The organism is Lachnospiraceae bacterium (assembly GCA_022794035.1).
Lineage (GTDB): Bacteria > Bacillota > Clostridia > Lachnospirales > Bianqueaceae > CALWPV01.
Genome location: JAAWDX010000003.1, coordinates 193,537 through 210,644 on the forward strand (window position 1 = coordinate 193,537; position 17,108 = coordinate 210,644).

20 protein-coding genes and 1 tRNA gene are annotated in these 17,108 nt (G+C 44.0%); 8 read left to right on the plus strand and 13 right to left on the minus strand.

What is annotated here, in order from left to right; all coding sequences use genetic code 11:
- Positions 1-168: 168 nt before the first annotated feature.
- The 4 genes from HFE64_02580 to HFE64_02595 are packed head-to-tail and all read right to left on the minus strand — an operon-like array spanning position 169 to position 3,283.
- Positions 169-1,569: a zinc carboxypeptidase gene (locus HFE64_02580; GenBank protein MCI8632354.1), complete on the minus strand. Its 1,401-nt coding sequence runs from the start codon at positions 1,567-1,569 to the stop codon at positions 169-171.
- A complete protein-coding gene (locus tag HFE64_02585; protein MCI8632355.1) occupies positions 1,566-2,195 on the minus strand; it encodes a response regulator transcription factor in 630 nt (209 codons plus the stop codon). Before HFE64_02585 ends, HFE64_02580 begins: the two co-directional genes overlap by 4 nt.
- Positions 2,196-2,222: 27 nt before the next feature.
- Positions 2,223-2,879: a two-component sensor histidine kinase gene (locus HFE64_02590; GenBank protein ID MCI8632356.1), complete on the minus strand. Its 657-nt coding sequence runs from the start codon at positions 2,877-2,879 to the stop codon at positions 2,223-2,225.
- On the minus strand, positions 2,840-3,283 hold the full coding sequence (locus tag HFE64_02595) for a hypothetical protein (protein MCI8632357.1): 444 nt from the start codon (positions 3,281-3,283) through the stop codon (positions 2,840-2,842). The genes HFE64_02590 and HFE64_02595 overlap by 40 nt, the downstream gene beginning before the upstream one ends.
- A gap of 223 nt (positions 3,284-3,506) precedes the next feature.
- On the opposite strand from HFE64_02595, the gene HFE64_02600 reads away from it, so the two are divergent.
- From HFE64_02600 to HFE64_02610, 3 genes are read left to right on the plus strand one after another with little or no spacing between them, the layout of a single operon-like run.
- The gene (locus tag HFE64_02600; GenBank protein MCI8632358.1) at positions 3,507-4,445 is read left to right on the plus strand and encodes an ABC transporter ATP-binding protein; all 939 of its coding nucleotides are present in this window, start codon (positions 3,507-3,509) and stop codon (positions 4,443-4,445) included.
- 14 nt (positions 4,446-4,459) lie between these two features.
- Positions 4,460-5,596: an ABC transporter permease gene (locus tag HFE64_02605; protein MCI8632359.1), complete on the plus strand. Its 1,137-nt coding sequence runs from the start codon at positions 4,460-4,462 to the stop codon at positions 5,594-5,596.
- Entirely contained in the window at positions 5,583-6,740 is a 1,158-nt protein-coding gene (locus HFE64_02610) for an ABC transporter permease (protein MCI8632360.1), read from the plus strand. Before HFE64_02605 ends, HFE64_02610 begins: the two co-directional genes overlap by 14 nt.
- A gap of 18 nt (positions 6,741-6,758) precedes the next feature.
- Here the strand turns inward: HFE64_02610 and HFE64_02615 are convergent, their stop codons facing one another.
- On the minus strand, positions 6,759-7,637 hold the full coding sequence (locus HFE64_02615) for a DUF1848 domain-containing protein (GenBank protein MCI8632361.1): 879 nt from the start codon (positions 7,635-7,637) through the stop codon (positions 6,759-6,761).
- Between the two features lie 20 nt (positions 7,638-7,657).
- Positions 7,658-8,311 (minus strand): helix-turn-helix domain-containing protein, encoded by a 654-nt coding sequence (locus HFE64_02620; GenBank protein ID MCI8632362.1) that lies wholly within the window; start codon positions 8,309-8,311, stop codon positions 7,658-7,660.
- Positions 8,312-8,507: 196 nt separating this feature from the next.
- Between HFE64_02620 and HFE64_02625 the strand changes: the two genes are divergently transcribed.
- A complete protein-coding gene (locus HFE64_02625) occupies positions 8,508-8,684 on the plus strand; it encodes a hypothetical protein (GenBank protein ID MCI8632363.1) in 177 nt (58 codons plus the stop codon).
- A gap of 425 nt (positions 8,685-9,109) precedes the next feature.
- On the opposite strand, the gene HFE64_02630 is transcribed toward HFE64_02625, so the two are convergent.
- Positions 9,110-9,619: a hypothetical protein gene (locus HFE64_02630; protein MCI8632364.1), complete on the minus strand. Its 510-nt coding sequence runs from the start codon at positions 9,617-9,619 to the stop codon at positions 9,110-9,112.
- 203 nt (positions 9,620-9,822) lie between these two features.
- Between HFE64_02630 and HFE64_02635 the strand changes: the two genes are divergently transcribed.
- A complete protein-coding gene (locus HFE64_02635; GenBank protein MCI8632365.1) occupies positions 9,823-10,332 on the plus strand; it encodes a hypothetical protein in 510 nt (169 codons plus the stop codon).
- A gap of 79 nt (positions 10,333-10,411) precedes the next feature.
- Here HFE64_02635 and HFE64_02640 read toward each other — a convergent pair whose 3' ends face one another.
- The 4 genes from HFE64_02640 to HFE64_02655 all read right to left on the minus strand — a co-directional run bounded on the left by HFE64_02640 (position 10,412) and on the right by HFE64_02655 (position 13,843).
- The gene (locus tag HFE64_02640; GenBank protein ID MCI8632366.1) at positions 10,412-10,912 is read right to left on the minus strand and encodes a hypothetical protein; all 501 of its coding nucleotides are present in this window, start codon (positions 10,910-10,912) and stop codon (positions 10,412-10,414) included.
- 35 nt (positions 10,913-10,947) lie between these two features.
- Positions 10,948-11,454 (minus strand): hypothetical protein, encoded by a 507-nt coding sequence (locus HFE64_02645; protein MCI8632367.1) that lies wholly within the window; start codon positions 11,452-11,454, stop codon positions 10,948-10,950.
- 318 nt (positions 11,455-11,772) lie between these two features.
- On the minus strand, positions 11,773-12,234 hold the full coding sequence (locus HFE64_02650; protein MCI8632368.1) for a hypothetical protein: 462 nt from the start codon (positions 12,232-12,234) through the stop codon (positions 11,773-11,775).
- Positions 12,235-12,322: 88 nt separating this feature from the next.
- Complete coding sequence (locus HFE64_02655; protein MCI8632369.1) at positions 12,323-13,843, minus strand: hypothetical protein; 1,521 nt, start codon at positions 13,841-13,843, stop codon at positions 12,323-12,325.
- Between the two features lie 773 nt (positions 13,844-14,616).
- Between HFE64_02655 and HFE64_02660 the strand changes: the two genes are divergently transcribed.
- The 3 genes from HFE64_02660 (at position 14,617) to HFE64_02670 (ending at position 16,168) form a co-directional block, all read left to right on the plus strand.
- On the plus strand, positions 14,617-14,826 hold the full coding sequence (locus HFE64_02660; protein ID MCI8632370.1) for a hypothetical protein: 210 nt from the start codon (positions 14,617-14,619) through the stop codon (positions 14,824-14,826).
- Positions 14,827-15,029: 203 nt separating this feature from the next.
- The gene (locus HFE64_02665; GenBank protein MCI8632371.1) at positions 15,030-15,773 is read left to right on the plus strand and encodes a hypothetical protein; all 744 of its coding nucleotides are present in this window, start codon (positions 15,030-15,032) and stop codon (positions 15,771-15,773) included.
- A gap of 176 nt (positions 15,774-15,949) precedes the next feature.
- On the plus strand, positions 15,950-16,168 hold the full coding sequence (locus HFE64_02670; GenBank protein ID MCI8632372.1) for a peptidoglycan-binding protein: 219 nt from the start codon (positions 15,950-15,952) through the stop codon (positions 16,166-16,168).
- A gap of 76 nt (positions 16,169-16,244) precedes the next feature.
- Here the strand turns inward: HFE64_02670 and HFE64_02675 are convergent, their stop codons facing one another.
- On the minus strand, positions 16,245-16,610 hold the full coding sequence (locus HFE64_02675; protein ID MCI8632373.1) for a hypothetical protein: 366 nt from the start codon (positions 16,608-16,610) through the stop codon (positions 16,245-16,247).
- Between the two features lie 267 nt (positions 16,611-16,877).
- Positions 16,878-16,949: transfer RNA gene (locus tag HFE64_02680), tRNA-Gly, on the minus strand.
- Positions 16,950-17,108: the final 159 nt, after the last annotated feature.

Genomic DNA, 17,108 nt, shown 5'->3' on the forward strand with positions numbered 1-17,108 from the left:
ATATAGCTGATTTTCCACTATTGCCGTAGCTCCCGTAGGATGGCAGAGGGATATCCATTAGCAAGCATCCTGAAATAAAAAAGTGACGGAAAAATTCCGCCACTTTTTTGAATTTTACCAGTTCTGGCAAAAGCCGAGAAGGCCGCAGATCATACGAAATGCCTTTCCTTATTTTGCTGCGGGGTGCACCTTAGAGGCAGTCAGCAGTCCCGCTTCCAGCTGAATCGAAATGAGCTTGCGAATCGGAACGACCTCATAAGACAGCTTTTCCTCTGCCAGAGCAGCCTGTTCGTTTAGCTTAGCCTCAAACAGGGAAAAAGCTTTGGTGAGGGCCTCTTTTTTGGCAGGATTGACTTCCCCTGTTTCTTCCATATGTGCCAGCTCGCTTTCATGAGCGCGGGTATACAAAGCCAGTGTCAGGCAGGAGAAGAAGGGCTGGAGATCAATATTGGAAAATTTCTCAGCCACAGTGGCCGGTTTTTGATATTCAGGATTTTCACTCAGCATCTTGCGGGTAGCAGAATCATCATCAATACTGTTAAAGCCCTCAACAGCAAATTTGAAAGGATTAGCAGGATCGATATAGCTCCAGGAATTCACTAGCGTCTCTTGGGCAAAGGCCTTCATGGCCTTGCGATAATCGAGCGCATAGAGATTGGCATCGCGGCGGCTGATGTCAGAAGCAGACAGGTCGCAGATGGCCGGATTAAAGAAGTACGGCAGCTCTGTGAGCAGGGTAAAGGCGCCGCAGGCGGCCTTGCCATAATCAGCGCTGCAGGTGCCGCAGCCGCACATTTCCTCAGGATGCTCAGCACCATAGGATTCATAATAATCATAGGTATCCCCCATGCTGATGTTGCGATATACAGCCGGGCTAAAGCGCTGAATATAGGGAGCCTCCGGCTCGCCTAAATCGATGGGCATACCATGCTTAGCGGCCACTGCGCGCAGCGCATCATAAAAATTCTCGTCAAAAGCTTCCGTTAAATACCAGTACACACCGCCAAAAGCAGAATTATGCAGAGAGTATAAGAAGGAGGGATGTAGCTGATCAATCAGCTCTTGCACAGCCTTGGTCTCCGGAATGCTGTCATGGAAATGCAAATTTTTGTAGTCGATCGGGAAAGTCCAGTCCACTTGCGCCGTGGGCGCGGGACGGAAAAAGTGACGTACATAATTTTTGAGGCTGAACGGCCCCTTGAACCAAGGCTCGTTGAGCTGGGTGCCGTCTACATCCCAGGACTTGATGATATACCATGTATAGTCCAGCGCCTCGCGCAGCTCGGCATCCTCCGCCAAAATGGCAGAAAAGGCCTCCAGCATCATGGCACCGATGGGTTCATTGGGATGCGGACAGCCGTAGCAAATCGCATTCTGTGAGCCGTTTCCGATCTTGAGACAGTACAGAGGATGTCCGGCGCGGCTCTTGGTCAGTTCAAAGATCTCGACCACATCCGGATGCGCCTCAGCCAGCCGATGGCTGCTGGCATCCATTTCATCTACGGTCATAAAGGTCTGATAATCAGGCACCTTTGCGATCACACGATCGATCAGTTGTTGTGAAATCATGATTTCATATCCTTTCTTGCTAGGTTTTGATAATAATAAACGACAAGCTGTGTACGGTCGCGCACACCAAGCTTATCCAATATTATACTAATATAATTGCGCACAGTCCCTTCGCTCAGGTACAGTGCCTGCGCAATTTCCCGGTTGTTGCGCCCCTGTGCCACCTCATGCAGCACCTGCATCTCCCGCAGGCTCAAAGGCGGATCCGAGGGAACCGGCGGTGCCAGATGAGAAAGCTTCTGCGCAATTTGACCGCCGAACACGCTCTGCCCATTCATCACTGCCCGCAGTGCAGGCGCGATAGATTCTGTTTCTTGCTTGATCAGATATCCTTTGGCGCCAATGCGCAGCGCTTCGCGCAGATATTCATCATCAGAAAAGGTCGTCAAAAACAGAATCCGTGCTGCCGGATCCTCCTGCAAAATCGCTTCTGCGGCGGCAAGGCCGCCAAGCGGCTGCATCTGAATATCCATCAGCAGTATATCAGGTTTTTGAGTATGATACAAGTCGATCGCTTCATTTCCATCGGCGCCGGTAGCGGCTACGGTAATGTCCTCCTGAGCAGATAGAATGGTTTGCAGCGACAGGCAGACAAAGGGATCATCGTCAACGATAACAAGCTTCATAAAAACCTCCTTGAATCAATGAAAATATTAGATAGTCTTTTTGGGAATGGATATAAACAGGCGAAATCCCTGGTTGGTTGTGATATGAAGAATTCCCTGCAGTGCATCTACGCGCTCCTGAATGCTATAGAGCCCCATGCCCTTTGAAGAAGAGGAAGAAGCAGTAGTGCCATTATCCTCGATAATCAGCTGATACAATGAGGGGTGCTCGATGACAGAAATATAGGCGTGGGATGCATTGCTGTGGCGCGCGATATTGGAAAGGGCTTCTTTGATAATGGATAAGAAGCAGTGATGCAGCGCCGGGTTTTGCACAGAGGCTTCATAGCGAAGCGTGACGGGACAAAAGGTGAAAGCATCGATAAGCGCCTGGATGGCAAGAGAAAGCGAAAGGGATTGGTCGTGCAAGTCATGTACGCTGGAGCGGATGTTGTCCATGGCGGAAGCAAGCGTAGTGCTGACCGCTTCCAGCGGCTCCTTCATTTGAGGAGAGGTGACCTCCAGCGCACGAATCTGCAGCAGCGAGCGGGTTAACAGGTGTCCGACATGATCATGGATTTCTCTGGCAATTCGGTTGCGCTCACCAAGCGTAGCGAGCTGCACCTGATAGGCCTGCGTTTCAGAAAGAAGCTGGTTTTTCTGCTTCAGCAGACGGGCCTGCTGCCGGCTGTCATCTTGAAACATATAGAAGCGGCGCGATTGATCCTCGAGCCGGCAGGCAGAAGAGCCAGCAGACAAAACAGACAAAGAAGGACAAAGGTATGCGGTACGGAAAGTGTGAATAGAGTGGGAAGAACCCAGGTGACATATAGAAACTTTTGCGGATTTTTATAGGTTAGGTGGAGCAGCAGATAGACGCTCATGGGGAGAAATAAAAGAAAATCCGGCCAGAGCAGGCAGACGATTTGATAAAAAAGACAAAAAAGGCAAAGCTTTTTGCGGGCAATCATCTGGCCAGCATACAGGCAAAGTGCGGTGAAGGAAAGGGAAAAAAGAAGGGCGAGCAGATACGAGGTGCTGATAAAGGCTGGCAGGGAGGTAGCGGCGCACAGCAGCCACAGCACGACAGGGAAGAGTAAATATTTCATAAGCGCCCTCCTTTTCTAATGATTTTAATATTATAAAACAGCCTAAAGAACTCGTCAAGCAAAACAGGGAGGCCTGTACGGCTTCGAATATGACAAATGTCATACTGGAAGGTGACTGCGTTCACTTTTCCCGCTGTGCGGGATATGGTATCATAAGTGCAGTTAGATATGTTTGGCGAATCAGGCACGTGGGAGGAAATAATGCTATTTGTGCCGTTTCGGAATGGAGGGTAACATGATTGAAGTGAAAAATCTGGTGAAGCGATACGGCGATCTGCTGGCGCTGGACCATTTTAATTTATCGGTGCAGGATGGCGAGATTTTTGGCCTGCTTGGGCCTAATGGCAGCGGCAAATCAACAGCGATTAACTGCATGTTGGGGCTGCTTCGCTATGAACAGGGCGAGGTGCGTCTGTTTGGCGAGCCGATGACACCGACGAGCTATGAAAGCAAGCGCAAGATCGGCGTGGTGATGCAGAATGTGGCAGTTTTTGAGGAGCTGAGCGTGCAGGAAAATATCGAATATTTTTGCAGTCTGTATGTGAAGGACCGTCAGCGCTGCAAGCAGCTGGCGCAGGAGGCCATGGAATTTGTGGGTATTGAGGAGTTTTATAAAATGCGGCCTAAAAAACTGAGCGGAGGGCTGCTGCGACGGCTGAATATCGCCTGCGGAATTGCCCATAAGCCCAGTCTGATTTTTATGGATGAGCCGACAGTTGCGGTGGATCCGCAGAGCCGCAATAACATACTGGAGGGGATCCAGCGGCTTTGCCGCGAGGGCGCGACGGTAGTCTATACGACGCATTATATGGAAGAGGCGGAGCAGCTTTGTTCGCGCATTATGATTATGGATAAAGGACGCGAGGTAGCTACCGGCACAAAGGAAGAGCTGAAGGCGATGATCCGCGCCGGGGAGAAGATTAAGCTGGAGATATATGCCCTGCCGGTGCCGGTTCTGGAGCAGATCCGCCGGCTGCCGGAGGTAAAATCAGCCGCCTATCAGGAGGGAGAACTGACAATGGAAAGCAGCAGCGCCCATGTGCTCGTGAGCGTGCTGGATCTGCTGCGGCAGGCCGGTCTTGTACCAGGGCGGATCTTTTCGGAGCCGCCGACGCTGAACGATGTATTTTTGGAAATGACCGGTAAACAGCTGAGAGATTAGGAGAGGGAGAAGCGATGACATTTGGTAAAATGATGCAGCACAGCATAAAAATATCGCTGCGCAACCGGGAAGTATTAACGTGGACGCTGATTTTTCCGCTTTTGATGTCTACTTTGTTTTATTTTGCCTTTAGCTCTCTGGATGAAGCCAATCAGCTGGAGGCAGTTCCGGTGGCCATTGTGGAAAATGCAGAGTACCGAAATAGCAGTCTGGAGCAAATGCTGCGGGAGATTTCAGAAGGAGAGGAACCGCTGCTCGCTCTGCAAAGCTGTGAATCGGCGGAGGAAGCGGCGGGCCGTCTGGAGGAGGGCGAGATAGCCGGCTATATTGATTTGGAGGACCAAACGCCGAGGCTCACTGTGAAGGAAGAGGGAATGAATCAGACTATCCTGCGGCAGGTGCTCACGCAATATCAGCAGATGTGGCACAGCATAAGCGGGCTTACGCCTCAGCAGGCCGCTGCCGTGATGGAGGCGCAGCAGGGAGAGCAAGAGTCCATGCTGGAAAGGGTCAGCTTAACGCATAACCCTCCTTCGGATATGGTGGGATATTTTTACAGCCTCTTGGCGATGGTTTGTTTATTTGGCATGTATCAGGGCATTATCAGCGTATATAATCTGCAGGCCAATCAGTCGGCTCTGGGAATTCGTCGGTGCATTGCGCCAGAGTCCTATATTAAAGTTATGCTGGCTGAAATCCTGAGCGGCTCCCTGCTGCATATTCTAGTGGTCTGGATTGCGCTTGCCTACATGGTGCTAGTGCTTAAAATCAATTTTGGCGGCCGGGTTTTGCTGGCAATGGCCGGATGCGCGGCCGGCAGCCTGACGGGAGTCAGTTTAGGCGTCTTTGTAGGCTCCTTTCCAAAGATGAATGTACAGATGAAAATCGGAGCCTCCACAGTGGTATCACTGTTTCTGTGCTTTTGCTCCGGCATGATGGTAGGGGGCATCAACTACTGGATTCAGGAATATATTCCAATATTTGCATGGCTCAATCCAGCCATGCGGCTCGTGGATGCGATGCACAGCCTGTACTATTTTGATACCATAGAGCCGTTCCTGCTTAACACGGCCATTCTGCTCCTTTTTTCTGTAGTCTTTTTCGCATTGTCAGCGCTTCGCCTGCGGAGGTACCAATATGAAAGTGTTTAAAACTTGTTTATTGATCGCCCGGCGCTGTCTGGGCATCCTGATTGCATTCTGCGGAATTTTCATCTCAATCAGCGTGTTCAGCAGCAAAATGCAGGGTGAAACCATGGAAAAAATATTTCAGGGCGAAGCCGTGCCGTATAGCATTATCAACCGAGATCAGGACTCCGCTGTGGTGCAGGGACTGCAGACATATCTGAGCACTCAGGCCGAGCAAATCGAGATCGAAGATGAGGTGCTCAGCCTGCAGGACGCACTGTTTTATGCAGAGGTCGACTATATCATCATCGTGCCACAGGGCTTCAGCGATGCCTTCCCGGAGAAAAAGCTGGAGATTGTCAGCCGGCCGGACGCGATGGAAACCTATCTGATGGATCAGCTGCTGGATAATTATTTCATGCATCTAAAGCTGCAGCTGCAAATCACGGCAGAGCCGGAAGAGGCTGTCGCAAATGCCTTAGAGAGCCTGAGCCAGAGCGCCCAAGTAGAGAAGCAGCAGTTCGGCAATCAGCAGGAGACGACGGAGGGCTATCAGGTGTATTTCCGTATGGTCGGATATGCGCTGATCGTATTGGTCTTTCAGTTTATCAGCTCGGTACAGCTGGTTTTTGGCCGCCGCGAAATCCGCATGCGCCACGACAGCGCACCGATCAGCAAGCGCAGAATGCTCTGCGAGATTGGGGCATACGGTGTGTTAGTCAGCTTTGCCATCAGTCTTATTCTGATGGGAATTGGCTATGGGATGAATGCAGCCTATTTCAATGCCGGAGGCTTTCAAAAAATCGGCTTGGTGTATCTGAATGAACTGGCCTTTATGCTAGTTGCGATTGCGCTCTCCGTGCTGTGCAGCCAGTTCACGCGCAATCAGACGGTGCAAAGCGTCATCAGCAACTTTGTAGCGCTCTCGCTCAGCTTTCTGGGTGGTCTTTTTGTACCAATGGAGCTGCTCAGCGAGTCATTGCAGAACATAGGGCGGCTCATGCCTACGTATTGGTATGTGCATACCTTCGATCAGATTAACCAGCTGGGGCATTATACTGCGGCTTCGCTGCAGCCGGTTTGGCAGGGAATGCTGCTGCAGATGGCCTATGCTGTCGCCTTTTTCTGTGTGACACTGGCAGTGGTGAAATATAAAAGGATGGAGTAAAACCATCCTTTTTTTTATTTATATATGCTCGCCGGGCTTAAGCTGCCCGAGTAAAAAGGGACTGTCAGGATCGCACTGCGAGAGATTGCGGTCAATAGAAGCCTTGCTGTAATTGGCATAGCAGTAGTGGCATCCATTTAAACAGGTATTATAGGCGCCGATATCGACGCTCTTGCTGCAGCCGCAGTGAGGGCGCTGACCGGCGTCTTTTTGCGCCCGCGGCGCAGTGTGCGTAATACGGCTGATGCGCTGCAGATCGATGCAGCTGCCGCGTTCGATCCCATAGGAAGACAAATCCATGGCTTCGCTGCAGGCGCGGATGCGCAGATGATAAGAAGCGGCGATCTGACCAAGCTGCGGAGCGAGAAGGCGGATCTCCTCGGGAGCGGCCTCATGCAGGCCGCTTTTTTGCAGGCGCTTATACAGATCGAAAAAGCTGATCACGACTTCGTCGGTATAGGGGCTTAGGGCCCGGCAGTATCTTTCAAATGCATTTAGATGAAACGGCATATCGTAGCGCGATGTGAGAATGATGGGATCATAGCGCCAGACAAGGCGCTGGCGCCCGATACGGCTGCCAAGGGCAGCAACCTGTTCCAGCAGCTCTTCCTTGGGAGGGAGTCCGGGCTCCAGATCAGCACCATAAGGGGTGAGTGTATGCTGAAAATAATACGCATAGCCCATGGCTTCGATTTCATCTAAATAGGGAAGAAAAGGAGCCGCGTTTTTGGTCCAGAATACGATGCAGTCAACCGACTGCGGCGAGAGGCATACGCGCTGGATCTGGCGGAGATTCATGGGATTGCGCGTGAGCGCATAGCCGGCATGCAGTCGATTCATCAGCCACCTACCGTGGTAGCTGGGAATGTCGGTGCGGCGGGAAGCGGATATGATCATAAAAAGCTCCTTTGCATAGATTAGATGATATCGCTCTGAAAGGCGATGGCCTTTCCTAATATGCGGATTTCGCTGAGTTCTCCTCCTACATATAAAAAGGGCTCATAGGCAGGATTCTCCGGCATCAGCACCAGCTTTTTCTGTTCAGGATAATAATAAAAGCGTTTGAGGGTGATCTCCTCTTCAATGATCACGGCGGCAATCTCGCCGTTTTCAACCATATCCTGCTTGTGGATGAAAACAAGGTCCCCATCCTTGATGCGGGCGCCGATCATGCTGTCGCCGCGGGCGCGCAGCGCAAAATCAGCATGGATGTTGGCGCCGGCTTGGACGTAGTTTTCATATTCTTCATTCATGATGATGGGAGAGCCGCAGGCGATGTCGCCCAGAATTGGGATTCTCTGAACCTCAATCGGCAATATATCGGGATGCTGCCATAAGGCGGCTTCTGAATGAGACGAGGAAGCCTGATCCGGCCAGCCAAGTAAAAAGCTGGTGCTGACGCCAGTGGCTTCTGCAATTTTTTGAATGCGTTCTAAAGGAACTTTGGCGGTTTCGCCGGTGGCATAGCGCTGCAGAGCAGACTTGGGAATCTGCGTAAGCTGCGCTAAGGCAGCATAGGAAAGCTCTGCGCGTTCGATGGCGGTTTTGATGCGGTCTGCTAATTCGGTCATAGGAAGTCTCCAATTCTAAGTTTAATTCTGATAAGGCTATTATAGTACATTTGTCCCGGAAATGCAACCATAAAATAAAAAATAATCCCAAAAATGGGTTGACAAAGATTGGAAAAATTGATATGATAAATCCGTCCCTGATTTGGGACGGTGAATTTATATATGCATATATACAATAGATAAAGGAGGAAGAGAAATGGATATTTGGCAGCAGAGAATTATCGAAGAGGTCAAGACCTACCGCAAAGGGGCAAGAGCAGAGCAATTTACGCTCACCAGCTTAAAAAGGGTGGAACGCGAGCTGGAGCGGATTTATAAAGGCAGTCAGGATCCCAATCTTGCACAGGAGCCGGCGGCGAAGCTATCAAGGTGACAGGAAATCTGCATGGCATCGGCAACTTTGTAGACAGTGAATTTAACACAGCTACCAAGGTCTTTACCGAGGCAGGCAAAACAACTCCTGCAGAGTAAGGAGAACAGGTAGATGAAAATTAACGAAATCGAGTTGCAGGCGGATCTATATGACATCGCGGTCTGGGCCGCCGCACTGGAAAAGCAAAAGGAGCAGCCGACCGGCAGCGGCTAAATGCTTTGGAAAAGGCACTGATGGGAGATGGCAATGTGCAGGGGCTCATTTAAAAGGAAAAGACGCCATATCAAGCAAATGTTTGCAAGGGGCGTCTTTTAATATGTAATCATATATGAATTTGCCTAAATATAATAAAGGCCTGTAGAAAGATCAGTTCTGATTTTAGGGGTTTATTTTTTCAAAATATTGGAAGAAGTTGTGGTCCTATTCTATAGCCTGTCTTTAGGAATGCCATAGGAAAGTTTAATAGAGTAAGAAGAAATATGCGCGGATAGAATGACATCATTTCCAAGATCAAAATAAGTATCGGAGGTTGGGTCATATAAAGAAAAGTTGTTTTGCAAAAGAGAGTAAATATTTGCAATTTCAGCTTCAGAAAGAGAAGAAGTATCGCAGTATAAACTACAGAATACTAATTTACCATCAAGGAAAGTAAGCAAAACTTCATATGTTGCTTTAAAAAGGGAAAATTCTTTTGAGAAATAAGCTATAGAAGGATTTTCAGAAGAATCCTCAAGCACATATTCATTAAGATCGAAATTAGTTTGAGGTTGCCCCAGTATTAAAGTCATTTGATTAGACAGTTCGATAATAGATTCCCTCAAAGAGGAATTCTCCAGTTTAGAAAAAAGAGTGGGAAAGGGATCTTTGGCTTTGCTGCAGGAACTTATTGTAAGAATAAGCAAAACAGTTAAAAATAGAGTAAATATTTTTTTCATCAATATAGTCCTTTCTAATAGTTTTTTATAGTTTATCAAAACGTAAATCATAAAGCAATATTTATCGTGATTTTGAAATTTGATAAATATATTTTCCTTGAATATCAGACCGATGCTGATATAATTGAAAAAGAGAAGAAGGAAATAGTATGGCCGTTGCTGTTTAGTCGAATAAAAGGATACGATGGATAAGGAGTATAAAAATGAAAAGAGTTAATGGTTTTCTATTTATTGTCTTTGTAATGCTCTTACTTTCCGGGTGTAGTGCAAAGAAGATCGAAAAGGTGGCTTCAAGCGAGCATCTTGGATATACGATCGAGAGTATTAAAAATGATTTTTCGTTAGATGATTTTGAGCTTGCAGGAGAATCGAAGACAGGAAATGAAATTGTGTTTAGCAATCCGCAGGGACACATAATTCGTTTTGCCAGCTATGCAGAGGAAAGTCCATATACTGACTTTATCTTGATCGCCTCACCTAATAGGGAAGATCTCTTTTCGTATTTAGAAAAAATGAACAAGTTCATGGAGATATATGAAAAAGAGGATGGAGAGCAGATTAAGGATCTATGCAATACGCAGGATAAGGACTTGGATCAACTGTCGGGCCGCAGACAGGTAATTGGAGATATCAGCTATCGATTTAATATGGTAGCGGGAGCAAAGAATACATATTCTTTGCAATTAGCAAGACCGAGAGATAATTCCAAGTGATATAAAAAGATAGGAGCAAGGACGGGTTTTGTCTTTGCTTCTATCTTTTTGGAGAGGATATTTCTCTTTAAGTGAAGTTTTAACTTTGATTTGCTAAAGGAATACCATAAGAAAGCTGTGTCAGTATATCCGGTAATGCCCAAAATACGAGAACTGTTTCATTTCCAATATCGAAGAAAGTGCTATCTTTATATAAGGAGAAATGAGCTGTAAGAATTGATTGAAGGGAAGAGATTTCAGCTTCTGTCAGCGGAGAGTCGAAATCGATATCTAAGTACGTTAGCTGATTGTCAGTGAAAGAAAGAGTTAGTTTACAAGGGTGGTTAAAAACAGTTATTTCTTTTTTATAATAGGTGAAATCAGGATCGGAGGAATCATCTTTTAAATATTCGTCAAGCTGAAAATCAGCGGCAGGCCGTTTAATTATAGAGGATATTTGCTCAGAAAAATCAACGATGGATTCCTCTAAAGAAGCCGTCTCCATTTTAGAAAGAAGGGAAAGAACGGGATCCTTCTGTCCGCATCCCGTTATAGATAAGGTAAGTAAAAAAATGAGCAGGCAAGAAAAAAGTCGTTTCATAATCGGTACTCCTTTAAAGTGATGAAATATAAAGATTAGGCGAATATACGGAGCCTATAAATGTATTTATTTAGATTATCATTAAACAGATAAAGAAATTCATATTTTGCATGATTTACATCTTCCGTGCCAAAAAGAGTAGGAAGTGAGGCAGAGATAGGGGCACCATGGATGTCAGTATTACATAGAGCCAAAAGCTGCTTCGAATCGCTTTCTGAGTATAGATCCAAGACTTGGTTGGCTTGTTCCAAATAAGAAAATAAATCTTCTGAAGTAGCAGCATCGATGACGATATAATCGATATATTCATATTTTTCAGGATGAGAAGTAAAAAAGCAAAATGCATCGCCATTTTCGTTGCTATATATTAACTGTTCGGGGAAATTGCTCTGAAAATCAAAGGAATCAATTTTTAATTCTTTTTTTATATGATCTAAGGTATATCCGAAGTGTTCATTGGACTCTACTTTTTTATCCTTGCATCCGATAAGGGAAACCAAGGAGAATAATAATATGACAGTGAGCAGTAAGGTTTTTTTCATGGAATAGAAGCCTCCTATTAAATTAGTAAAAGGTATGATTATCGTTTATCGAAAGGAATTCCATAAAGGATATGATCCTGAGAAAAGAAAGCAAGAGTTTCATCATCAATTTGATAACCAGTATCATAACTTGGAAATTTAGAATCTAAATTTGCAGTAAGAGAGGCAAGCTCGTCTTCAGTCAAAGGTGTTTGAAAATATATTTATATTATAGTTATCAAATTAATAAAAAGCAATACTTATAATTTTGCTAATTAACGTTAAATAGAAAGGGATTTTTGGCCATGATCAAAAATCCCTTTGAATCGGAATAAGGTTTTATTCTTTAGGAGGAACAATCGTATAATGAAAAGAGCAATGAGAGTAACCGTCTAGAAAAAGTAAAACCATATCATCCTGAATACGATATACCATTCCATCAGGTTTAAGTTTTGAATCTAAAATTGTACGAATGGGTTCCGTTTCTTCAGACGTAAAAGAACCGGATAGAAAGATAGATAAACTAGAAAATTCATTATTCTTGAGCATCAATAGAATTCTAGTATTTGGGTGGCCAAAAACAGTTAAATAAGTTTCATAAGATTCAAAAGAGTCATCAGGCTCTGAAACATTTGCATATTTTTCAATATCGAAATCATCAATAGTTTTTCCCCTTAAGGAATAGGCTTTTTTAGAAAAATCTACAATGGCTTCTTCAACAGGGACATTCTCTACTTTAGAAAAACGTGATAATACAGGATCACCCTTTTCAATGCAAGCAGTCATAGATAGGGTAAGCATGAATGCTAGTAAGAGAGAGATGATTTTTTCATAATAAACGCTCCTTTTTCAATCAAAAAATTTAAAAGCAAGTTAAAACACTCATTTTTTATTCAACGAATATAAATGTTGAATCTCTTACATAAAGATATTCGCCTTCATTTAAGGTACAATATATCTCCTTTTTATCTTTATCATCATCATAAACCGGCTTTGATGAAGAAAGAATATTAAGGCCATTGGGATCAGAAGAAATAGCGTAGAATATGCGAGCACGGGGAAGCGGAGAAATTTTATACTTTCCGGCAGGAATATCACGGCCGACTAGATATTGTCCACCATTGTAGCTGCCGTCAGAGGAAGGAGAAGGAAGGGGGGCATCTTCTGCTAGAATCATTTGAAGATCAGCACCAGTGAAATGAAAATAGTCTCCATCCGATAAAAGAAGATATCTAAAAATATATAGGGAACCATCAGCAAATACAGTTTGAGAGGTATTGTCAAGAGATAACTGCCAACGAGTCAAACGACCAGAAGTTGCTCGGACATAGTATAGTCCGGCAGGGATATCGACACCTATTTGATAAGTTCCAGGTTCATAGGTAGTAAATGGTTTTTCTATCAGAAAAAACTTTCCATGGCTAATATCAAGAAATTGTCCATCAGAAACCGTGAGATATACATCATTATCAAGACTGCCGTGTTTCGGATGACTAGCGTAATCCAAGGTATAAGGATTAGAGGATAAATAATAAAAGGAGTGTTCGTTAGGAGCTATACAGGAAAGCCGGTATTTTCCAGCCGGAATATCACGACCTACCAAATATTGTCCCTCACCATAGCTGCCGTCAGAAGCGGGCATGGGAATAGGAGCCTGATCAGCTGGTAATAAAAGACCATCACTAACGTAAAGGAATTCGCCCTCAGAGACAAGAATATATGCAAAACTATCTACAGAGTCACTACGATTATAGGATGAACGAAAAGGATCGTTTGTTGTACTCCAATATGCCGGGAGGTCAGAAGAAGCTTTAATATAATATAATCCGGCAGGGATATCACTTCCAACTAATAAGACTTCTTGAGTAAGATAATTTATTCCATCAGATGATATATAAGATGGGCAAAGATATATAAAACCGTATTGAGAATTTGCCTTTCCGTAAAATGTGAAAATAACATCTTCATTAATTTTAAAGACATTATCCTCAGAATCAAATAATTCAGTCTCTTGTGAAAAATGCTGTTCAATGTGGGACTGAATCGTAGAAATTTGATCTTGTGAAAGAAAATTATTTTCTGTAGATGCTATCTGAATTTCACATAGCTCATTATTACTAAAAGATAGGGTTAGCTCATATGTTTGGCCCCAAAGTTCAATATCTTTATAGAAAAAAGTATTAGACGAACCAGTAGTATATTCATTTTCTGAACAGTCATCAAGAACAAAGGTGCTACGGGAATTGCCTAATGCACCGGCTATTTGTTTGGAAAAGTCAATGATAGTATCTTCTAAATCGGAATTTTGGATTTCGGAAAAAAGGGAAGGGAGTGGATCCTCTTTTTTGTGACAAGAGATAAGTATAAAGAGAAATAAAAATAGTATGATAAAAGTGTAAAATTTTTTCATGAGAGTCCTCTTAATGCTTTTGTATAGTATATATCATAACAGATTTGAGAATAGAAAGCAAGAAACCAACAATTAAATACGGAGACTGCAGCGCAATCTCCGTATCTGTTAATGACTAATAAGGTGATTTTCTGAATACGATATGATTTTCATCAGATAAATAAAAATAATTTTATCTTTATTTAGATTTATTGAAGACTAATTCAAATACACAGTCGAGTTTAGCGAAAGAAACATGAGACCCATCTGATAATTCTATGACAGCAATTTCACCGGAGTCTATCAGTGCCATGATATCAGCGACCTCTTGAGAATTGGCAGTAATATCAAAAAGTCAAAATACTGCTTAATTGTTTCCTGCGAAACAGAGGTCATGTCGATATGATCAATATAGGTGTCATTTTTTAATTTGCTAAAGAAGAATAGTTCTTTGCCATTCGATGAGAGAAACCAAGGAGAACAATAATGTGGACATAAGCAGTAAGGTTTTTTCATGAGATACAACTCCTTAATATAAAGTGTAGGTTTAAAAGAAACTATGAATAATTAGTGATAGTACTATTATAAGGGTTTGTAAGATAGAAAGCAGTAGAAAAGTAAAAATCTTTAATTGTGGTCAGATGCTGTAATTTGCATGATTTATGCACGGAACATGAAATAATTATATGTTATTATTTTATTATTGCTAAAGAGATATCAACAGAAATTAGCGTACTATTTATCTAGAACGGAACAAGTAAAATCAAAGCTTTATTAAAAGAAAGGATGATAAAATGGGAGATAGTACTAATATTGAATTACATATAGATAGTTTAGGGTTAGAGAAAGGGTTTCAAAATGTAATTAGGCAATTAACAGGGAGACGGACAGAGGAAATAAGAAAAGTATTAAAACAGCCATTTGAAGTAATCACTGGTGAAATAACAAAGGAAATCAAAGATACAATGCTGCGGGTGGTGCCCAATTTGGATCTGTTGGGCTAGCGATAGGAGGAATCGGACTTGCCATTGAAGGAGTTGTTGGCGTAATTAATATTCTGGATCAAGCTGTCGCAGACCATACACAGGAGTGGCTAAAGCAATTTGGGGTATTATCGGATGCGCAGCAGGAAAGTATTACAAAGGCAACGGAGTGGAATAATCAATGGAAAGAAATTAAAAGTCATAGTAATACAGAAGCCACGGGAGTGTTAGGTGAATATCAACATACAGAGGGTTTGCTCGACAAGTTACAAAAGATTACACAGGAAAACGGCCGGATAAAAAAAGGGTATGAAGAGAGAGCGGAGATAATTACAAATACATTAAGCCATTCACTTGGTATAGAGATTGTGGATGGACAGATCGTAAAATATGGCGAATTAAAGCAATCGTTGGAAGAATTGATCCAGAAGAAAAAATTAGAAACGCTCTTGAGAGTATATGAGGAGGAGTACACAGAAAGCCTTAAGAATCAAATTGCAGCCAAAGAGGAACTGGCAAAAAACCAAGGGACATTGGGGCAATTCCAAGAGGAATATAATGCGGTTCTGAGGGATAAAGTGGCGTGGTCTAAACAAGATTATTTATCCCAAGAGCAGAGAGAGGCGTTAAACGCGAAGTACAGTGGTGGAATTACCGATCTTTTGGCAGCGGAGCAGGCCTTATCTGAAAAGATACAAGTGCAGCGAGGGGTTGTAGAGGAAAGAAAAGCAACTCTGGAAAGTATGAATACCACCGTGGGTAATTATGAGTATGCTTTATCGGCTGCAGCCAGCGGCGGCGTTGAAGAAATGGATAAGGCGATACTAGCTATGACAGGTCAGCTGCAGCTTGCGGAAGCTTCAAATCAGTATATTTTAGAGCAGCAGATGGAAGATTTTAACAATGCTTATCAGGAAGCCGCAAATTCAGTAGAGAATGGCAGCATGGAAATAACGCAAGCGGATTAGCCGGAAGTGTTGCAGAAGAGCTTGGTCGGGCTTTGGATATCCATTCTCCCTCTAAAGTAACGATAACGATGAAGCTGGGCAAATACACATCAGAAGGCTTGGCAGTCGGCATTGAAAAAGGAGAAGAAAAGGCAATCAGAGCCTCAGAAAGTTTGGCAGAAGAAGGCTTGGAAGAAATGAAAGCAAGGAGGCTCAGTATATGCCGATGGTCTCTGCACTGGTCGCCCAAATCTCAGTCGCCGTATCCGCGCAGACCTCCGGGCGCGCCGCCTGCCACATGGCGCTTGGCAGTGCGATCGGCAAGGGCGGTGAAAGCATATCAGCAGCAGAGGGGGCTTGCGCCGGATGGCATAGTAGGGGAGAAAACATGGACGTGTCTGCTGGGAGCGGGATGATCGTTTGCCGCGTTGGGGCAACATAAAACCGCTGCCCCTTTGTAGCGAAAGGGCAGCGGTTTTGAAAATAGTTGTTTTATTTGGGAGCGCCGCATTCAAGACAGGTTTTGCGAGAGCTGGGATTCTCTGTATGACAGGATTTGCATTGCCAATAGCCTGGTCTGGCGGATGGGATAAGGACGCTTTTATTTTCGTTTTGCGGCTGCTCGGCAGCTGCCGGTTCTTGATTCTTTAATAAAATTGCCTGATTCCCAAGAATCATTTCCTGATTATCCAGAATCTGGCCAATGGCGAAGAGAACGGCGCTGGATATGGCTATGGAGCTGAAGCTGCCAAGAAAGAGTGTGAAGGAAAACTCATTTGCAATCTTGGCACTTGCGATGGAGCCAATAAAGCCTAAGATACAAAGGATAGCAGCGGTAATTTTTAAAATTTTAGACATGATATATAGTCCTCTCTTTATATTTTATAAATTTAGCTTTACAATGCGATCCTCCTTTATCTGTAAAGGAGCAGCTAGTTTCTTTACAGTTTTTAAATTTATTCTACATCATCTTTAAAAGAATGATGGATGAAACGAGGCTGGGTTGATTCTACAAATTAAATGATGGGGATTTTTGATGGGGATTTTAAATTCCATCAAAAAAATAATGAAAAATAAAATCTCTGAAAGCCGCTTAAATAAAAGGTTTCAGAGATTATTTTTCAGAGCGCGAAACGAGATTCGAACTCGCGACCCTCGCCTTGGCAAGGCGATGCTCTACCACTGAGCCATTCGCGCATATATGAAATTCTTTCAACGACGATTATTATATAATAGCTTCTTAGTACTGTCAAGTCTTAATTTGAAAATCTTGGATAAGAGGGGGTGAGCCAGAGATAGGGGATTTTAGAAAATGGCGTAAAAATTTCTACCAGAACATGGAGCTGGACACTGTAT